We start from the raw sequence: 18,095 nt of genomic DNA on the forward strand, positions 1-18,095 counted from the left end.
ATATCAGCCACTGCTCTGAAAAGGGCAGTGGCTAAAAATATTTAAGCCAGTGAAGTAAATGGTTCTTTCGCTGGTGGATTGTCGGGATTCGTTCCCATCAAGTTTTTCAAGAACCGGAAATAAGCAAATAAGATGAATCAAAAAATTCGTATCAAATTGCGGTCATTCGATCACAACTTAGTAGATAAATCTGCTGAAAAGATCGTTAAGGCTGTTAAGGCAACTGGTGCCGTTGTTAGCGGTCCAATCCCATTGCCAACTAAAACAGAGAAATTCACTGTTTTACGTTCTCCTCACGTTAACAAAAAGTCTCGTGAACAATTCCAGCTTTGTACTTACAAACGTCTGGTAGACATTTTCTCTACAAGTGCTAAAACTGTTGATGCACTGATGAAGCTTGAATTGCCAAGCGGTGTTGATGTAGAGATCAAGGTTTAGTGATTCTTACAGGTTTATTTATTTAAACCTATTACATAATTGGGTGAAGGTCCGGAATTCTGGAAACCACATCTGAGCTCATTCAGGTAATTATTCGAATGTTTTTTTGTGTTCGATCGATACCAGGAATTAACTGAGGTCAGATGTTTAGTACATCTGACCTTTTTTGCTGATTATCAGTGAGAAATAATAAAATACCGCTTTGATATAAAAATTCAAATTTCTATCTTTGCAGTCCGTTTTAAGGAATAGGGTTTTACCTGCTAATTTAAATTAATTACGATGTCTGGTTTAATAGGTAAAAAAATCGGAATGACTAGTTTGTACAATGCTGACGGGCAGGCTCTGGCATGTACTGTGATTCAAGCTGGTCCTTGTGTTGTTACACAAGTTAGGTCCGAGGAAAAGGATGGGTATAAGGCCCTCCAATTAGGTTTTGGCGAGAGAAAAGAGAAAAACTCTACTCAGCCGTTAATAGGTCACTTCAAAAAGGCCGGTACAACTCCAAAGCACAAGCTTGTTGAGTTCAAGGAATTTGAAGTGGAGCATGAACTTGGAACTTCACTATCAGTACAAGATGTATTTGAGGAAGGTGAATTCGTAGATGTAGTTGGTTCTGCCAAAGGCCGCGGTTTTCAGGGTGTTGTAAAACGCCATGGTTTCGCAGGGGTTGGTGGACAAACTCACGGTCAGCATAACCGTGCACGTCACCCAGGTTCGATTGGTGCTTGTTCGTTCCCTTCACGCGTATTTAAAGGCATTCGTATGGGTGGGCGCATGGGTAACAATCGTGTAAAAATTCAGAATTTGCGTATTCTGAAAGTGATACCTGAGCAAAACTTGCTAGTTGTAAGTGGCTCAGTACCGGGTTCAAAGAATTCATTTCTAATCATTGAGAAATAGTACCATGGAACTGTCCGTATTAAATATAAAAGGAGAAGATACCGGCAAGAAGGTAAGTGTGTCTGAAGAAATTTTCGGAATCGAACCTAACGAGCATGCGATCTATCTCGATGTAAAATTGTACTTGGCCAATCAGCGTCAGGGTACACACAAGTCAAAAGAACGTGCTGAGATCAATCACTCAACACGCAAGATCAAGAAACAAAAAGGTACAGGTGGAGCACGTGCAGGTAGCATTAAATCCCCGGTATTCGTAGGTGGTGGTCGTATATTCGGTCCTCGCCCTCGTAACTATACTTTCAAGATCAACAGAAAAGTGAAAACGTTAGCGCGTATTTCAGCTCTTTCTGCGAAAGCGAAAATTGACGCAATATCTGTTTTGGAGTCATTTACTTTTGACGCCCCAAAAACAAAGTCATATCTGACTGTACTTAATTCACTTTCATTAGTGAACACAAAAACATTGTTGATCCTTCCTGAAGTTGATAGCAATGTGTACCTGTCAAGCAGAAACATTCCTAAAGCGAAAGTTACTACTGTTGATTTGGTAAATACATATGATCTGATGAATGCAGACCGCCTTTTAATAAGTGAATCTGCTCTGTCTAATTTGGAAACCCTATTAAACAAATAGTGATGAGTGTACTGAAACGACCGATTATAACAGAAAAGGTAACGGCTCAGGGTGGTCAGGGAAAGTATGCCTTTGAAGTAACACTTACTTCTAACAAGGTTGAAATCAAAAAGGCTATCGAGAAACTGTTTGGGGTTACCGTAGAGAGCGTTCATACAATGCGCAGCATTGGTAAAAGCAAATCCCGTACATCGGGTGGAAAGTTTGTAAGTGGAAAAACGTCAACCATTAAGAAAGCTATTGTAACAGTAGCTGAAGGTGAGATCATCGACATTTACGGTGAAGCTTAGAATTTTGGTTGATCTATTCAAATCTTAGAAGAGTTAAGTATAGCAATGGCAGTTAAAAAATTAAAACCGACAAGTGCTGGTCAACGTTTTCGCATGGCTCCTGCTTTTGAGGAGATCACAGCGTCAAAACCTGAAAAGAGCCTATTAGAGCCTGTTAAAAGAACAGGTGGTCGTAATAGCTCCGGACATCGTACCATGCGTCATATAGGTGGTGGTCACAAACGCAGATACCGTGTTATCGATTTCAAAAGAAATCGTTTTGATGCACCAGCAACAGTTCTTACAATTGAATACGATCCAAACCGCTCAGCACGTATCGCTTTGGTACAATATGCTGATGACGAAAAAAGATACGTAATCGCTCCAAACGGATTGAAAGTAGGACAAGTAATTGTTTCAGGAAGTTCAGTAGCACCAGAAATGGGAAATGCACTTCCACTAGGTTCAATGCCAATTGGTACAATTGTTCACAATATTGAATTGACACCTGGTAAAGGTGGTCAGTTTGCAAGAAGCGCAGGAGCTTATGCTCAGCTTGTAGCGCGTGAAGGTAAGTACGCAGTAATTAAAATGCCATCTGGCGAAATGCGTATGATTCTTTCAACTTGTATCGCAACGGTTGGAACAGTTTCCAATTCAAGTCACATGAATGTGAATTACGGTAAAGCAGGCCGTAAACGTTGGTTAGGTCGTCGCCCAAGAGTTCGTGGTGTTGCTATGAACCCAGTCGATCACCCAATGGGTGGTGGTGAAGGCCGCTCATCAGGAGGCCAGCCTAGATCAAGAAACGGACAGTTCTCAAAAGGACTTAAGACTCGTGATCGCAATAAGCATTCTGAGAAATTGATTATCAGCCGTCGTAAAAAATAATTAGAATAATATGGCACGCTCATTAAAAAAAGGACCATACATCGACTTTCGTCTGGACATCAAGATTCAGGCGATGAACAGCGCAGCACGTAAGTCGGTAATTAAGACATGGTCAAGACGCTCAATGATCTCTCCGGATTTTATTGGACATACATTCGCAGTTCACAACGGTAATAAGTTCATACCGGTTTATGTAACTGAAAACATGGTAGGACACAAATTAGGAGAGTTTTCGCCAACGCGTAACTTCCGTGGTCACACCGCCAAAAAAGATAAAGGTAGAAAATAATTAGTCGACGATAGCTGGGTTTCGTCAATCGGAACCAGCCTATATCTGAAAGAACATGGAAGCAAGAGCTATATTAAGAAATGTGCCTACTTCTCCTCGTAAGATGAGATTAGTAGCCGACATGATTCGCGGACAAAAGGTCAGCAAAGCGTTGGCGCTGTTAAAGTTTCAACCAAGAGCTTCTTCACCAATTTTGCATAAAGTTTTACTTTCTGCGGTTGCCAACTGGCAACAATTGAATGAAGATGCAAAGCTGGAAGACGCTGATCTTTATGTTAAAACCGTATTTATTGACGGTGGACGTATGTTGAAGCGTTTGCGCCCTGCACCGCAAGGAAGAGCACACAGAATCCGTAAGCGTTCAAACCACATTACACTTGTGGTTGACGACAAAGCGGAAGTTGCCACAACGGATGTTGCCGCAAGCGTTGAAAACAAAGTAATCACCGAATCATAAGTAAACGATCTATTTCGAATGGGACAAAAGGTTAATCCTATAGGTCTGAGACTAGGAATTGTTAGAGGCTGGGACTCTAGCTGGTATGGAGGAAAAGATTTTTCTGACAAACTTGTTGAAGACGAAAAAATTCGTAACTATATAAAAGCACGTATCCCAAAAGGATCAATCTCTAAAGTAGTTATCGAGCGTACACTGAAACGCATCACGCTTACAATTCACACGGCTCGCCCGGGTATCGTAATTGGTAAAGGTGGTAGTGAAGTTGACAAGATCAAAGAAGAGCTTAAAAAAATCACAGGTAAAGACGTTCAGATTAACATCTACGAAATCAAACGTCCTGAGATTGATGCAAAACTAGTTGGAGAAGCAATCGCACAACAACTACAGGCTCGTATCTCTTACCGTCGTGCCATGAAGCAATCAATCGCTTCTGCTATGCGTGTAGGAACTCAAGGTATCAAAATTCGTCTTGCGGGACGTTTGGGTGGAGCTGAAATGGCTCGTACTGAAGAGTATAAAGAAGGACGTATTCCTCTGCATACATTGAGAGCGGATATCGACTATGCAATCTCGGAAGCACAAACTATCTATGGTAAAATAGGTATCAAAGTTTGGATCTTCAAAGGAGAGTTATACGGAAAGCGTGATTTGACTCCAAGTGCTGCAACAGCTGCTGCTGACAGAAGCGACAGAGGAACTGGCACAGGTGGTGGAAACGACCGTGGCAAGGACAGAAGAGGCGGACGTGGCGGTAACGAAGGTAACCGTGGCGGAAGTGAAGGCGGCGGAAGCGAAGCGGATCGTCGCAAGAGAAGTAGAAATAAGAAGAAGTAATCAGACATTTTCCGATTTTGTTAAATCGGTTCAAATAGATTAGAATCATGTTACAGCCGAAAAGAACAAAATTTCGCAAGCAACAAAAAAACAAAGGTTCAGAAAAGGGACTAGCCACTCGTGGTGCTGAAATCGCTTTCGGATCTTTCGCAATCAAGTCGCTTGAGCCAGGCTGGCTAACAGCACGTCAGATAGAAGCAGCGCGTATTTCAGTTACACGCGCTATGAAACGTGAAGGCCAGGTATGGATTCGTGTGTTCCCTGACAAGCCTATTACAAAGAAACCTGCAGAGGTTCGTATGGGTAAAGGTAAAGGAGCTCCTGAGTATTGGGTTGCACCAATCAAGCCGGGAACAATCATCTTCGAAGCAACCGGTGTTCCACTGGAAACAGCTAATGAAGCATTGCGTCTGGCTGCACAAAAGCTGCCAGTTAAAACAAAGTTCGTGGTACGTCGGGATTATCAAGAATAGACCAACCCCGAACGTATCTAAGAACGCTAATTATTAAAAGCAATGACTAGTAAAGAAATAAAGGACCTGTCGCAGGATCAGCTGAAAGAACAGATCGCACAAGAAAGAGAGCGCTTACTTCGATTGAAATTCGCGCACGCTATTTCACCGATCGAAAACCCTTTGCGTATTCGCGCCTCGCGTAAGGAAATTGCAAAATTAATGACCGAACTGTCGGCTAAAACTAACCAACAGTAAATCAGTTAAGATATTATGGAGGCAACAGAAAGAAATTTACGGAAAGAAAGAGTCGGTAAAGTAGTGAGCAACAAAATGGAGAAGTCCTGCGTGATCACTGTTGAACGTAAAGTTAAGCACGAGAAATATGGTAAGTTTATGACTAAAACTACCAAATTGATGGTGCACGACGAAAATAACCAGGTTGGTATCGGTGATACGATCAAAGTTATGGAAACCCGTCCGCTTAGTAAGAATAAGCGTTGGAGATTAATTGAAATCCTTGAAAAAGCTAAGTAACAAATGGTACAGCAAGAATCAAGACTGTCGGTAGCAGACAACAGTGGAGCGAAGGAAGTACTCGTAATTCGTGTACTTGGTGGAACTGGCAAACGCTATGCTTCAGTAGGCGATAAGATCGTCGTAACAGTAAAGTCTGCTCTTTCTTCGAGCAGCATGAAAAAAGGAACGGTTTCAAAAGCCGTGGTTGTACGGACTAAAAAGGAAGTACGCCGCAAGGATGGTACATACATTCGCTTTGAGGATAATGCAGCCGTTTTACTTAACAACAACGACGAACCACGTGGCTCACGTATCTTCGGTCCAGTAGCGCGTGAATTGCGTGAAAAACAATTTATGAAGATTGTTTCCCTGGCACCGGAAGTGTTGTAAGAAATAAAGACAAAAGTATTTCTTCAGAACCGATTAGAGAATACCTCAAATGGAAAGCAAAAATAAAAACGTACCTGCAAAATTGCATATCCGCAAAGGAGATACTGTAAAAGTAATCTCCGGAAACGCGAAAGGTGAAACAGGGGTTATCAAAACTGTGCTTATTGAGAAATCAAGAGCAACTGTGGAAGGTGTTAATTTGATTACGAAACACGTGAAACCAAATGCACAAAACCCACAGGGAAGTATCGAAAAACGTGAGGGTGCTATACATATCAGCAACCTGATGGTTATCGATCCAAAAACTGGCGAAGCGACTCGTACAGGGCGTAAAGCAAACGATAAAGGAAAGTTACAGCGGTTCTCTAAAAAATCAGGAGACTTTTTATAAGCCTCCCGGTTTTCGGACCAGTTGTTAGTTTTATATACGAAGCGCGTGGGTCGGTAATCCACATAATTAATTCAGAAAATGGCACAGCCAAGATTAAAAGAAAAGTACGTTAGCGAAGTAGTTTCGCAACTGAAAGAAAAGTTCGAGTACAAGTCTGTAATGCAAGTACCTCGCTTAACTAAGATTGTAATCAATAAGGGTATCGGCGCAGCCGTATCTGACAAGAAATTGGTTGATACAGGAGTTGAAGAGCTTGGATTGATTACAGGGCAGAAAGCAATTGCTACCATTTCTAAAAAGGCGGTTTCCAACTTTAAGTTGCGTGAAAACATGCCGATTGGAGCAAAAGTAACACTACGCGGAGATCGTATGTACGAATTCCTTGATCGTCTGACCTCTATCGCGATGCCTCGTGTACGTGATTTCAAAGGTATCAGCGACAAAGGATTTGACGGTCGTGGAAATTATACTTTTGGTGTGAAAGAACAAATTATCTTCCCGGAGATCTCTATCGAAAAGGTAAACAAGATCACAGGTATGGATATCACATTTGTTACTTCAACGAATTCTGACGAAGAAAGTTATGAATTGTTGAAAGCACTTGGTATGCCTTTCACTAATGCGAACAAACAAGGATAATTCTTAAGACTAAGATATTTACCGACAATGGCAAAAGAATCAGTAAAAGCACGGGAAAGAAAAAGACAAGCTTTAGTAGCTCGTTATGCTGAAAAGCGTAAAACATTAAAGGCTGCTGAGGATTGGGTTGGCCTAGATAAATTACCCCGTAACTCATCGCCTGTACGTCTGCACAATCGTTGCAAAATCACAGGAAGACCTCGTGGATATATGCGCAAATTCGGAATCTCAAGAGTTCTGTTCCGGGAAATGGCCTCTGATGGTAAAATTCCGGGTGTTACAAAATCAAGTTGGTAGGAATACTTTCAATTCTGATTTCAATTACTTAACTTTGCACTCCCGTTTTAAGGGAGTGTTTAAACTAGGCATAAAAAATGTTAACGGATCCCATAGCAGATTATCTGACGAGACTCAGAAACGCCATCAAAGCGAAGCACAGGGTTGTTGAGATACCTGCATCCAACATAAAAAAAGAAATAACGAAGGTACTTTTTGATAAAGGGTATATCCAGAGTTATAAATTTGACGAAGTCGGCCCTCAGGGTGTAATCAAGATAGCCTTGAAATACAATCCTGTTACGAAACAAAATGCAATTGTGAAATTGCAGCGCGTTAGTAAGCCAGGGTTACGCAAGTACTCCGGGACATCTACACTACCTCGCGTTTTGGGTGGTCTTGGAACTGTAATTATCTCTACATCGAAAGGTGTTATGACAGATAAGGAAGCCAAAACACTGAATGTAGGTGGAGAGGTGTTATGTTTCGTGTACTAATATTTTAAAGTTATTCAGGAAATGTCACGAATAGGAAATAAATTAATCACTATACCAGCAGGCGTAACGATCTCAGTATCGGACGATAACCTGGTATCAGTTAAGGGTCCAAAAGGAACACTTACTCAGTCTGTTGACAGCGATATCGCAATCGAAATCGAAGGCAGCGAATTGAAAGTTAAGCGTCCTAGCGAACAAAAACGTCACAAGGCGTTGCACGGATTGTACCGTTCATTGATCAACAACATGGTTATTGGGGTTGCGACGGGGTACAAAAAAGAAATGGAAATCATCGGTGTTGGTTACAAAGCTAGTGCCGTTGGTAATGTTTTGGAATTGCAATTGGGTTACTCACATAATATTTTTATGTCGATCCCTGAGGAATTGAAACTTACAACCACTTCTGAAAAGGGTCAGAATCCAAAAGTTATTTTGGAAGGTATTGACAAAGAATTGATAGGTTCTGTTGCTGCTAAAATTAAGTCTCTACGTAAAGTAGAACCTTATAAAGGTAAGGGTATTCGTTTTGTTGGTGAAATTGTTCGCCGCAAAGCTGGTAAGTCTGCTAAGAAATAGTGCGTAGCCACAGGATGATTTTGTTAACTAAGTTTAGATAAGATTTAAAATGGCTACCTCAAAAGTAGATAGAAGACAACGCCTTAAATATCACATCCGTAAGAAAGTGAAAGGTAGTGCTGAACGTCCCCGTCTTTCGGTTTTCCGTTCAAACACTAGCATTTATGCTCAAATCATTGATGATATTCAAGGAATAACCCTGGTAAGTGCTTCGACGCTTGACCTTGGTGAGAGAAAACAAAGTTCTAACGTAGAGGCAGCTCTTGCGGTTGGAAAGAAGATTGCCGAAAAGGCGCAGGCAGCAGGTATTCTTGCGGTAGTATTTGACCGTAACGGATATTTGTACCATGGTAAAGTTAAAGCATTGGCCGAAGGAGCTCGCGAGGGTGGCCTGAAATTCTAAGAATAAGCAAAGACTATGTCTACAAATACAAAACCTTCAAAGGTTAACGAATCGGATCTGAAAGAACGCGTTGTAGCGATCAATCGGGTAGCAAAAGTAGTAAAGGGCGGTCGTCGTTTTAGTTTCTCTGCCATCGTGGTTGTGGGTGACGGAAAAGGTGTGGTAGGTCATGGACTAGGTAAAGCAAATGAGGTAACAGATGCTATTGCCAAAGGAATTGACGATGCTAAAAAGAATTTGATTCAAATTCCTATGCTGAAAAACACCGTTCCTCATGCAATGGAAGGTAAATTCAGCGGCGGATTTGTTTTGATCAAACCAGCTGCTCCTGGTACAGGAGTACTTGCAGGTGGTCCTATGCGCGCCGTTCTTGAAAGTGCCGGTATCAAAGACGTACTTGCTAAGTCAAAAGGTTCTTCGAATCCGCACAACGTTATCAAAGCTACAATTGACGCTCTTTTGAAAATGAGAGCTCCTCATCAGGTTGCTTTCCAACGTGGAGTTAAATTGGACAAAGTATTCAACGGATAATCCTTACAGGGGATTATCCTTTATCTGAGAGTAATTATGTCAAAAGTACGTATTACACAAGTTAAAAGTGTTATCGACCGTCCTGAGAGACAAAAGTTGACTATCAAAGCGTTAGGCTTGGGTAAGATCAACCGTTCGGTTGAGCAGGAAAATACCGACGCCATTGCGGGTATGATCCGTAAGGTGAGTCACTTGGTTACAGTAGAAGAAATTTAATAAATACGAAAAGTATGAATCTTAGTTCATTAAAACCGGCAGCTGGATCCGTTAAGATCGGAAAACGTGTCGGACGTGGTCAGGGATCCGGTTTAGGCGGAACTTCTGCACGTGGACATAAAGGAGCTCAGTCTCGTTCAGGTTATAGCCGTAAGGTAGGTTTTGAAGGTGGTCAGATGCCTCTTCAACGTCGTTTGCCTAAATTCGGTTTTAACAACATCAACCGAGTTGAGTATAAAGCATTGAATCTTGATGCGATACAAGCTCTTGTTGAAAAAACAAACGCAACTGTTGTTACGCTTGAATTGATTCGTGAAAACGGACTTTGCGCGAAAAAAGACCTTGTTAAAATCCTTAACCGCGGAGAAATTACATCTGCTGTTGAAGTTCAGGCAAACGGTTTTTCTGCATCGGCTATCGAAGCAATTGAAAAAGCAGGTGGTAAAGCAGTTAAGTTGTAACCTTGTTGGTTCAGTTCTAAACCGTGTATGTTTGATTATCGAACAGATAATGTAAGCCCCATAACATGAAACGATTTTTTGAGACGATAAAACATATATTTTCGATTGAGGAGTTGAGAACTAGAATTCTCAACACTCTTTTGTTTATAACAATATTCCGTTTAGGGTCTTATGTAGCTTTGCCTGGTGTAGAACCGGATCAGATGAATTTTTCATCACAGGGTTTATTAGGTCTTCTTGATACCTTTTTAGGTGGAGCTTTTAGTAAAGCCTCCATCTTTGCTTTGGGTATTATGCCTTATATCTCTGCTTCCATCGCAATTCAACTGTTAACTATGGCACTGCCATATTTCCAGAAGATGCAGAAAGAAGGAGAGTCAGGGCGCAAGAAGTTAAATCAAATTACAAGGGTTCTTACGATTGTTGTTACACTAGTGCAAGGAACTGCGTACTTAAATACAACTGTTCCTGATGAAGCATTGCTCGTTTCCCGCAGCTTATTTTCGATATCATCCGTTTTTGTTCTAGCAGCCGGAACTATGTTCTGTATGTGGCTGGGTGAACGTATCACGGATAAAGGTGTAGGAAATGGTATTTCTATGTTGATTATGATTGGTATTGTTTCCCGTTTCCCGGGTGCAATTCTTAAAGAGTTTCAATCAAGAGGAACGGGTGGGATCTTGCTTTTTGTATTAGAAATTGTAGCCTTGTATTTTGTAATTATGGGTGCGGTCATGTTAACACAAGCAGTTCGCCGTATACCTATACAATATGCAAAACAGGTAGTTGGTAACCGGGTTATGGGTGGCCAACGTCAATACCTTCCATTGAAATTGAATGCAGCTGGTGTAATGCCTATTATTTTCGCTCAGGCGTTAATGTTCATTCCTTCACTTGGAGCGTCTTATTTTGCTGAGAAAAGTGACTTTGCCAGTAACGTTGCCACGATTTTCGCAAACTATACAACATGGCAGTACAATTTGTTGTTTGCTTTCCTTATTATCGTTTTCACATTCTTTTATACTGCAATTTCGGTTAATCCGCAGCAAATTGCAGATGATATGAAAAGAGGTGGCGGTTTTATTCCGGGTGTAAAACCTGGTCAGCAAACTTCTGAGTATATTAGTTCTGTTTTGGATCGTATTACCTTCCCGGGTTCATTAATGTTGGCTCTGGTAGCTATCCTTCCGGCTTTTGCCAGTATGGTTGGGGTGTCAACAGACTTCGCGCATTTCTTTGGAGGCACATCGTTACTAATTATGGTAGGTGTTGTTCTGGATACGTTGCAACAAGTTGAAAGTTACCTGTTGATGCGTAGATATGAAGGTCTAATGAAATCAGGACGTGTAAAAGGTAGGACTGAAAGCGTCGCTATCTGATTTGGAATGATCTATTTGAAAACAGAGGAGGAAATAAACCTCATTAAAGAAAGCGCTCAGGTTTTAGGTAAGGCACATGCCGAAGTGGCACAATGGATCAAACCGGGTATCACAACCAAAAAGCTTGACACAATCGCTGAGGATTATATCAGAAGCTACGGAGGAATCCCCTCTTTCAAAGGTTTCAATAATTTCCCTGCTTCTCTATGTATGTCTGTCAACGAGGTAGTAGTTCACGGAATTCCCGGGAATTATGAACTAAAAGACGGAGACATTGTTTCAATTGATTGCGGTGTTAAGTTAAATGGATTCCACAGCGACAGTGCTTACACTTATCCTGTGGGTGAAGTGTCAAAAGAGGTAATGGATCTCTTAACTGCAACCAAGAAATCTCTTTATAAGGGTATCGAGCAAGCAGTTGACGGATTAAGAATCGGTGATATCGGATTTGCAGTTCAGCATTATTGTGAAGAAAAAGGTTACACTGTAGTTCGTGAGCTTGTAGGTCATGGTGTTGGAAGAGAACTCCATGAGAGCCCGGAAGTTCCTAATTACGGAAAAAGAGGAAAAGGATTACGTTTGAAAGAAGGTATGGTTCTGGCTATCGAACCGATGATTAACTTAGGTACTAAGTCAGTTATGCAGGAAAAAGATGGCTGGACAATCAGAACAACGGATCGTAAATACTCGGCTCATTTTGAACATACTGTTGCAGTGCGTAAAGGAAAAGCTGAAATTCTTACCACTTTTGATTATATAGAACAAGTCACGGCGAATACCAGCCTAATGGTTGAAGTAAAGTAATAAAAGCTACGAATGGCAAAACAAGCATCAATTGAACAGGACGGAGTAATTTTAGAAGCGCTCTCTAATGCAATGTTTCGTGTAGTATTGGAAAATAAGCACGAGGTTATCGCACACATTTCAGGTAAAATGAGGATGCACTATATTAAAATTTTACCTGGTGACCGTGTAAAGCTTGAAATGTCTCCATACGACTTATCGAAAGCGAGAATTGTATACCGATACAAATAAGCTAAGAGTTTGAATAGATTAGTTTAGGAAATAACTATTGTAAGTAAGATGAAAGTTAAAGCATCAGTTAAAAAGCGCAGTGTAGACTGCAAAGTCATACGCCGGAAGGGTAAGGTCTACGTAATAAATAAGAAGAACCCACGGTATAAACAAAGACAAGGTTAATAAATTATGGCACGTATTTCAGGAGTTGATATCCCCGACCGTAAAAGAGGCGAAATTGCCTTAACTTACATTTTTGGAATTGGTCGCAGTACTGCGAAGAAAATTCTGGACAAAGCAGGTGTGGATCTGGATAAAAAGGTACTTGACTGGACAGATGAAGAGTCAGGGGCTATTCGTTCTGTTATTGCAGGCGAATATAAAGTTGAGGGAGCACTAAAGTCGGAGGTTCAATTGAGTATCAAACGCTTAATGGATATTGCTTGTTACCGTGGCCTTCGTCATCGTAAGGGATTGCCATTGCGCGGACAGAGAACCAAGAATAACTCTCGTACTCGTAAGGGTAAACGCAAGACAATCGCGAACAAGAAAAAGGCTACTAAATAAACAATGAGTGTGGTCTCAAAGCCACATCTTATTCCATAAGCAATGGCACAAAATAAAAGAAAAGACAAGGCAAAAAAGAGAGTGGTTGTAGTAGAAGCGGTGGGTCAGGTACACATCAGAGCTTCTTTCAACAACATCATCATCTCTATCACTAACAGTAATGGACAGGTGATCTCATGGGCTTCGGCTGGTAAAATGGGATTCCGTGGTTCTAAGAAAAACACACCTTACGCAGCTCAGACTGCAGCGCAAAACTGTGCACAGGTAGCGTTTGACCTTGGAATGCGTAAAGCTGAAATTTTTGTTAAAGGACCTGGTTCAGGTCGTGAGTCGGCAATTCGTACGATTCAAAATGCAGGAATCGAAGTAACCACGATTCGTGATATTACTCCGCTTCCTCACAACGGATGTCGTCCTCCGAAAAGAAGAAGAGTTTAGTTTATTTTTTATATCAATGATTCCACATTCGTAATTTGGACACTGGGGTTACAGAATGGTTATCATTAACTTTACAAACAATTAGTATCAAATGGCTCGTTACACAGGTCCCAAATCCAAGATTGCAAGACGCTACGGAGAACCAATTTTAGGCCCAAGCAAAGCTCTTGCGAAAAAAAATTACCCTCCCGGAGTACACGGAAAGGGTCGTCGTTCCAAGAAATCGGAATACGCTTTACAGTTGATGGAAAAGCAAAAGGTTAAGTTCATCTATGGTATTCTTGAAAGACAGTTTCGTAATTTATTCGAAAAAGCGTCTGTAAAAGAAGGTCTTACTGGTGAAAACTTACTTCGTTTCTGCGAAGCTCGTCTTGATAACACAGTTTATCGTCTGGGCATCGCTCCTACAAGACGTGCAGCTCGTCAGTTGGTTTCTCACAAACATATCCTTGTTGACGGAGAACTAGTTAATATTCCTTCGTATTCTTTACGTCCTGGACAAACTGTTACAGTTCGTGAAAAATCTAAATCTCTTGAAGCTGTTTCGGATAGCTTGGCTGGCCACAGTTCTAAAGGTTTTAACTGGCTGGAATGGAATGGACAGGAGCTTTCAGGTAAGTTTATAACTTTCCCTGACCGCGAACAGATTCCTGAAAATATCAACGAGCAACTTATCGTTGAGTTGTACTCGAAATAATAAGTAATCTTCAAAATTTTATGAGCACGCTTCATTTTTGGAGCGTGCTTGTAGCCGAAAAACGGCAATATTTGCGATCGCAAAGGTAACGGTAGCGTGATCAACTATCATTTACTACTATAAAAGGAGCAAGGACTATGTCAATATTAGCTTTCCAAATGCCTGATAAGGTCGTCATGGAAAAAGCAGACGACTTTCACGGGTTGTTTGAATTTAAGCCTTTAGAGAAAGGGTATGGCGTAACAATCGGTAATGCATTACGCAGGATTCTTCTTTCATCTTTGGAAGGCTATGCCATCACGAGCGTGAAGTTCCCTGGTGTTCTTCATGAATTTTCGTCCATTGAAGGTATTGTTGAGGATGTAACAGAAATCATCCTGAACCTTAAAATGGTTCGATTTAAAAAAGTATCGGATTTAAACGAAAGCAGAATTGTTGTTAATCTTAAAAATGTTTCGGTAATAACTGCCGGTGACATCAGCAAGTTTACCAGCGCTTTCGAAGTTTTAAATCCTGATCAAGTAATTTGTCACATTGACGACAACAAGGAGTTCGAAATGGAACTTTTGTTGGATAAAGGAAGAGGATACGTTCCTGCTGATGAGCCAAGAGCAAATGAATTGCCTTTTGGATACATCGCTATGGACTCGATCTATACGCCGATCAAAAATGTTAAATACAGCGTTGAAAACACACGTGTTGAACAACGTACCGATTACGAACGTCTTTTAATTGATATTCAAACTGACGGGTCAATCCACCCTGAAGACGCTCTTAAAGGAGCTGCGAATATTTTGATCCAACACTTCATGTTATTCTCTGATCAGACGATGACGTTTGAGAAACAGAAAGCTGAGGAAGATAATCAGGTTGATGAAGAAATGTTGCGTATGAGGAAATTGCTTAAGACTTCATTGTCAGAGCTAGATCTTTCAGTTCGTGCTTACAACTGTTTGAAATCAGCTGACGTGAAATCTCTGGGTGATTTAGTAAGACTTGAAATTTCGGACATGATGAAGTTCCGTAACTTCGGTAAAAAATCTCTAACTGAGTTGGAGCAACTTGTTGCTGACAAACAACTCGTATTTGGAATGGATGTCGCCAAATATCGTTTGGACGAAGAATAATTTAAGTATTCCATAATAAGTATGTATTCTGTAGCGCGTAGAGACTGCGCAGCTCGAAGCAACTAAACAAAACAAAAATGAGACACGGAAACAAAGTAAATCACTTAGGAAGAACACATTCTCACCGTAAAGCTATGCTTTCGAATATGGCTTCTTCTTTGATTTTACACAAAAGAATTGAAACAACGCTTGCAAAGGCGAAAGAACTTAAAAAGTTTGTAGAGCCTTTGTTGACTCGTGCCAAAGAAGATACTACACATAATCGTCGTATCGCATTTGGTTACCTGAATGACAAAGAATCTGTTAAAGAACTTTTTGGAACTGTTTCAGACAAAATTGCAAATCGTCCAGGTGGTTATACACGTATCATCAAATTGGGAAACCGTTTGGGTGATGCTGCTGAGGTAGCTTTGATGGAACTTGTAGATTTCAACGATGCATTATTACTAGCTAACGCAGATAAGCCTGTGAAAACTCGTCGTAGCCGTCGTGGTGGTAAAAAAGAAGGTGCTGAAACATCAGCAGTAGAGGCGGCTCCAGCAGCGGCGCCTAAGGCTGATTTCACAATTGTACCGGAAGATGAAGCACCAGAAGCTCCGAAAGCAGAGTCTGATGAATCTCAAGAAGATGCTAAAAGCGAATAGTATTGTGCAAAGCATCTGATAAATATTAATTAAAAGGGTTAAACGTTTTCGTTTAACCCTTTTTTTTGACTAAAAATATATACTTTTGCAGCGCCAAATTGAATAGCGAGATGGCGCAGAGCTCTTACGGTTCTGAAATTGAACTGCTTTATTAGTAGGAGTGTTATAATTAGCAAATCGATTTAACCATATATGAATCAAAAGAAAGAGGCTTTATTACTGCTGGAAGACGGAACAGCATATAGAGGGTTAGCTTTAGGGATAGACGGCACAACCGGTGGCGAGATCTGCTTTAACACGGGAATGACGGGGTATCAGGAAATTTACACTGACCCTTCCTATTTTGGACAAATCATAGTGAACACCAATTCTCATATCGGGAATTACGGTGTGCAGCTCGAAGATGAAGAAGAATCAAGTTCTGTGAAAATTAAGGGGATGGTATGTAATACTTTCTCGACGATTTATTCCAGGGACACTGCTGATTATTCTTTACAGGAGTATTTTGAAAGAGCAAAAATCGTGGGTATCAGCAATGTTGACACGAGACATATCGTTCGACATGTTCGTGAAAAAGGAGTAATGAATGCCATCATTTCGTCTCAGATTCTTGATGAAAAGGAATTGATGAATGAGCTGCACAAGGTACCTTCTATGGATGGTCTTGAACTTTCTTCACAGGTTACTACGGATACTCCCTACTTTATGGGAGCAGAAACGGGCAGTAAGTGGAGAATTGCAGTAATGGACTATGGTATCAAGAAAAGTATCCTGAACAATCTGACAAAACGTGGATGTTACTGCAAGGTTTTCCCGGCACAAACCTCGTTTGAAGAGGTGATGGCTTGGAATCCGGATGGGTTCTTCATTTCAAACGGACCAGGTGATCCTTCGGCGATGCCTTACGCGATCAAGACCGTTGACGAAATGGTTAAAACAGGAAAACCGCTTTTCGGTATTTGTCTGGGACACCAGTTGCTGGCGCTTTCAAGTGGAATTAATACATATAAAATGCACCACGGACACCGTGGATTGAATCACCCGGTTAAAAATCTGATTACCGGTATGTGTGAGATTACTTCACAGAACCACGGGTTTGCTGTGAATCCTGATGAAATCCAGAGCCATCCGGATGTTGAGATTACACATGTTAACCTGAATGATAAAACGATTGAAGGAATTCGTCGCAAGGATTATCCAGCTTTTTCGGTACAGTATCACCCGGAAGCTTCACCAGGACCGCATGATTCGCGTTACTTATTTGATGAATTTGCGAAACTTTTGTCAGAAGTATAGATTGAAATAGAAACATAACAAAAAATCCCGTCGAAATTTGACGGGATTTTTTGTTATAGATGACTGTTCAAAGATTTTCTTCAATCAACTTTTTAAAGTCTGCTTCTTCCATCAACCCGTTTTTACGAAGAACCAATTTCCCTTTTTTGTAAAAAAGAAAAGCTGGGATCTCATCGATACCAAGTTCCTTCGCCAGTGCTTTATTTTGATCGTAATGAATTGTTTCAATCCTGGCCTGAGCTTTATATTCCTGGGCAAGTTTATGAACCGTAGGTAACATTTTTATGCAAGGTGCACACCATGGAGCATAAAAATCAACCATGACTAATTTATCTGAATTGATAAGCTTTTTGAAATCGACACTTGTCATCCCTTTATTTTCATCCGATGCTCCCGCCGGCGCGTCGATTAATTTTCCGGAAGAGGTCCATTTCATGTAACCGCCCTGCATTTCATATACATTAGTAAAACCTTTTTCATGGAGAACTTTCGCAGCAGCCGAACTTCTCCCGCCGGACAGGCAGTAAACAAACACCGGCTTATTTTTGTCAAGCTTATCTATTTGCTCTCTAAAAGCCGGATTTTTATAATCGATATTTTTCGACTTTTCAAGATGCCCCTGTCCGTACTCTGCGGGAGTTCTTACATCCAGCAATTGTGCCTCACTGCTCGCATTTAGCTTTTTTTGGAAATCATCCGTGGATAACTGAGTCTGTGCCAGCACTGCTGGAGCGGTTAGCAATATGCCCAGAAATGATATGAGAATACTTTTCATTTGCAGAAATTTAATTTTATGATAATGTAAATTTACCTTAAAATAGATTGACGGCTCACGTATGACATTTTTTTTGTGTTATTTTG

The 18,095-nt window shown here is 40.9% G+C and carries 32 protein-coding genes; 31 read left to right on the top strand and 1 reads right to left on the bottom strand.

Translation table 11 applies throughout. The features are described from left to right. Positions 1-132 precede the first annotated feature (132 nt). The 31 genes from rpsJ (at position 133) to carA (ending at position 17,234) form a co-directional block, all read left to right on the top strand. Positions 133-438 (top strand): 30S ribosomal protein S10, encoded by a 306-nt coding sequence (gene rpsJ / locus BMY70_RS27630; RefSeq protein WP_015813787.1) that lies wholly within the window; start codon positions 133-135, stop codon positions 436-438. A 282-nt stretch (positions 439-720) separates the two neighbouring features. Then, the gene (gene rplC, locus BMY70_RS27635; protein ID WP_090341150.1) at positions 721-1,341 is read left to right on the top strand and encodes a 50S ribosomal protein L3; all 621 of its coding nucleotides are present in this window, start codon (positions 721-723) and stop codon (positions 1,339-1,341) included. 4 nt (positions 1,342-1,345) lie between these two features. Beyond that, complete coding sequence (gene rplD / locus BMY70_RS27640; protein ID WP_090341152.1) at positions 1,346-1,975, top strand: 50S ribosomal protein L4; 630 nt, start codon at positions 1,346-1,348, stop codon at positions 1,973-1,975. A gap of 2 nt (positions 1,976-1,977) precedes the next feature. Then, complete coding sequence (rplW, locus tag BMY70_RS27645; protein ID WP_090341154.1) at positions 1,978-2,265, top strand: 50S ribosomal protein L23; 288 nt, start codon at positions 1,978-1,980, stop codon at positions 2,263-2,265. A gap of 45 nt (positions 2,266-2,310) precedes the next feature. Then, entirely contained in the window at positions 2,311-3,135 is an 825-nt protein-coding gene (rplB, locus tag BMY70_RS27650; protein ID WP_090341157.1) for a 50S ribosomal protein L2, read from the top strand. A gap of 10 nt (positions 3,136-3,145) precedes the next feature. Beyond that, the gene (gene rpsS, locus BMY70_RS27655; protein WP_090341161.1) at positions 3,146-3,424 is read left to right on the top strand and encodes a 30S ribosomal protein S19; all 279 of its coding nucleotides are present in this window, start codon (positions 3,146-3,148) and stop codon (positions 3,422-3,424) included. 55 nt (positions 3,425-3,479) lie between these two features. Continuing rightward, the gene (rplV, locus tag BMY70_RS27660; protein WP_090341163.1) at positions 3,480-3,881 is read left to right on the top strand and encodes a 50S ribosomal protein L22; all 402 of its coding nucleotides are present in this window, start codon (positions 3,480-3,482) and stop codon (positions 3,879-3,881) included. Between the two features lie 18 nt (positions 3,882-3,899). Then, complete coding sequence (gene rpsC, locus BMY70_RS27665; RefSeq protein WP_090341165.1) at positions 3,900-4,718, top strand: 30S ribosomal protein S3; 819 nt, start codon at positions 3,900-3,902, stop codon at positions 4,716-4,718. 47 nt (positions 4,719-4,765) lie between these two features. After that, entirely contained in the window at positions 4,766-5,191 is a 426-nt protein-coding gene (gene rplP, locus BMY70_RS27670; RefSeq protein ID WP_090341168.1) for a 50S ribosomal protein L16, read from the top strand. A gap of 42 nt (positions 5,192-5,233) precedes the next feature. Further along, entirely contained in the window at positions 5,234-5,428 is a 195-nt protein-coding gene (gene rpmC / locus BMY70_RS27675; protein ID WP_090341171.1) for a 50S ribosomal protein L29, read from the top strand. 15 nt (positions 5,429-5,443) lie between these two features. Further along, the gene (gene rpsQ / locus BMY70_RS27680) at positions 5,444-5,707 is read left to right on the top strand and encodes a 30S ribosomal protein S17 (RefSeq protein WP_090341174.1); all 264 of its coding nucleotides are present in this window, start codon (positions 5,444-5,446) and stop codon (positions 5,705-5,707) included. A 3-nt stretch (positions 5,708-5,710) separates the two neighbouring features. After that, positions 5,711-6,079: a 50S ribosomal protein L14 gene (rplN, locus tag BMY70_RS27685; protein WP_090341176.1), complete on the top strand. Its 369-nt coding sequence runs from the start codon at positions 5,711-5,713 to the stop codon at positions 6,077-6,079. Between the two features lie 49 nt (positions 6,080-6,128). Next, the gene (rplX, locus tag BMY70_RS27690) at positions 6,129-6,470 is read left to right on the top strand and encodes a 50S ribosomal protein L24 (protein ID WP_090341177.1); all 342 of its coding nucleotides are present in this window, start codon (positions 6,129-6,131) and stop codon (positions 6,468-6,470) included. 78 nt (positions 6,471-6,548) lie between these two features. After that, positions 6,549-7,109 carry a 50S ribosomal protein L5 gene (gene rplE, locus BMY70_RS27695; protein WP_090341178.1) on the top strand — a complete coding sequence of 187 codons (561 nt, stop codon included), beginning with the start codon at positions 6,549-6,551 and terminating at the stop codon, positions 7,107-7,109. A 27-nt stretch (positions 7,110-7,136) separates the two neighbouring features. After that, entirely contained in the window at positions 7,137-7,406 is a 270-nt protein-coding gene (gene rpsN, locus BMY70_RS27700) for a 30S ribosomal protein S14 (RefSeq protein ID WP_090341179.1), read from the top strand. A gap of 77 nt (positions 7,407-7,483) precedes the next feature. Next, positions 7,484-7,882, top strand: a complete 399-nt coding sequence (gene rpsH / locus BMY70_RS27705) for a 30S ribosomal protein S8 (protein WP_090341180.1) — start codon at positions 7,484-7,486, stop codon at positions 7,880-7,882. 21 nt (positions 7,883-7,903) lie between these two features. Then, positions 7,904-8,458, top strand: a complete 555-nt coding sequence (gene rplF / locus BMY70_RS27710) for a 50S ribosomal protein L6 (RefSeq protein ID WP_090341181.1) — start codon at positions 7,904-7,906, stop codon at positions 8,456-8,458. Positions 8,459-8,507: 49 nt separating this feature from the next. Then, on the top strand, positions 8,508-8,861 hold the full coding sequence (rplR, locus tag BMY70_RS27715; RefSeq protein WP_090341183.1) for a 50S ribosomal protein L18: 354 nt from the start codon (positions 8,508-8,510) through the stop codon (positions 8,859-8,861). 15 nt (positions 8,862-8,876) lie between these two features. After that, complete coding sequence (rpsE, locus tag BMY70_RS27720; protein WP_090341189.1) at positions 8,877-9,392, top strand: 30S ribosomal protein S5; 516 nt, start codon at positions 8,877-8,879, stop codon at positions 9,390-9,392. Positions 9,393-9,428: 36 nt separating this feature from the next. Then, a complete protein-coding gene (rpmD, locus tag BMY70_RS27725; RefSeq protein WP_090341191.1) occupies positions 9,429-9,608 on the top strand; it encodes a 50S ribosomal protein L30 in 180 nt (59 codons plus the stop codon). A 14-nt stretch (positions 9,609-9,622) separates the two neighbouring features. Next, positions 9,623-10,069, top strand: a complete 447-nt coding sequence (rplO, locus tag BMY70_RS27730; protein WP_090341192.1) for a 50S ribosomal protein L15 — start codon at positions 9,623-9,625, stop codon at positions 10,067-10,069. Between the two features lie 65 nt (positions 10,070-10,134). Next, positions 10,135-11,448 (top strand): preprotein translocase subunit SecY, encoded by a 1,314-nt coding sequence (gene secY, locus BMY70_RS27735; protein ID WP_090341193.1) that lies wholly within the window; start codon positions 10,135-10,137, stop codon positions 11,446-11,448. 6 nt (positions 11,449-11,454) lie between these two features. Further along, positions 11,455-12,252 carry a type I methionyl aminopeptidase gene (gene map, locus BMY70_RS27740; protein ID WP_090341194.1) on the top strand — a complete coding sequence of 266 codons (798 nt, stop codon included), beginning with the start codon at positions 11,455-11,457 and terminating at the stop codon, positions 12,250-12,252. Positions 12,253-12,264: 12 nt separating this feature from the next. Continuing rightward, on the top strand, positions 12,265-12,483 hold the full coding sequence (gene infA / locus BMY70_RS27745) for a translation initiation factor IF-1 (RefSeq protein ID WP_090341195.1): 219 nt from the start codon (positions 12,265-12,267) through the stop codon (positions 12,481-12,483). A gap of 48 nt (positions 12,484-12,531) precedes the next feature. Then, positions 12,532-12,648, top strand: a complete 117-nt coding sequence (gene rpmJ / locus BMY70_RS27750) for a 50S ribosomal protein L36 (protein ID WP_090341197.1) — start codon at positions 12,532-12,534, stop codon at positions 12,646-12,648. A 6-nt stretch (positions 12,649-12,654) separates the two neighbouring features. Continuing rightward, positions 12,655-13,032, top strand: a complete 378-nt coding sequence (gene rpsM / locus BMY70_RS27755; protein WP_090341200.1) for a 30S ribosomal protein S13 — start codon at positions 12,655-12,657, stop codon at positions 13,030-13,032. A 42-nt stretch (positions 13,033-13,074) separates the two neighbouring features. Then, positions 13,075-13,470, top strand: a complete 396-nt coding sequence (gene rpsK, locus BMY70_RS27760) for a 30S ribosomal protein S11 (RefSeq protein WP_090341202.1) — start codon at positions 13,075-13,077, stop codon at positions 13,468-13,470. A 91-nt stretch (positions 13,471-13,561) separates the two neighbouring features. Then, the gene (gene rpsD, locus BMY70_RS27765) at positions 13,562-14,167 is read left to right on the top strand and encodes a 30S ribosomal protein S4 (protein WP_090341204.1); all 606 of its coding nucleotides are present in this window, start codon (positions 13,562-13,564) and stop codon (positions 14,165-14,167) included. Positions 14,168-14,304: 137 nt separating this feature from the next. Continuing rightward, on the top strand, positions 14,305-15,294 hold the full coding sequence (locus BMY70_RS27770) for a DNA-directed RNA polymerase subunit alpha (protein WP_090341206.1): 990 nt from the start codon (positions 14,305-14,307) through the stop codon (positions 15,292-15,294). A gap of 77 nt (positions 15,295-15,371) precedes the next feature. Further along, positions 15,372-15,938, top strand: a complete 567-nt coding sequence (gene rplQ, locus BMY70_RS27775) for a 50S ribosomal protein L17 (protein WP_090341208.1) — start codon at positions 15,372-15,374, stop codon at positions 15,936-15,938. Between the two features lie 192 nt (positions 15,939-16,130). Further along, a complete protein-coding gene (gene carA / locus BMY70_RS27780; RefSeq protein ID WP_090341210.1) occupies positions 16,131-17,234 on the top strand; it encodes a glutamine-hydrolyzing carbamoyl-phosphate synthase small subunit in 1,104 nt (367 codons plus the stop codon). 67 nt (positions 17,235-17,301) lie between these two features. On the opposite strand, the gene BMY70_RS27785 is transcribed toward carA, so the two are convergent. After that, on the bottom strand, positions 17,302-18,009 hold the full coding sequence (locus BMY70_RS27785; protein ID WP_090341212.1) for a thioredoxin domain-containing protein: 708 nt from the start codon (positions 18,007-18,009) through the stop codon (positions 17,302-17,304). Positions 18,010-18,095 lie beyond the last annotated feature (86 nt).

This window comes from Dyadobacter koreensis, from assembly GCF_900108855.1.
Lineage (GTDB): Bacteria > Bacteroidota > Bacteroidia > Cytophagales > Spirosomataceae > Dyadobacter > Dyadobacter koreensis.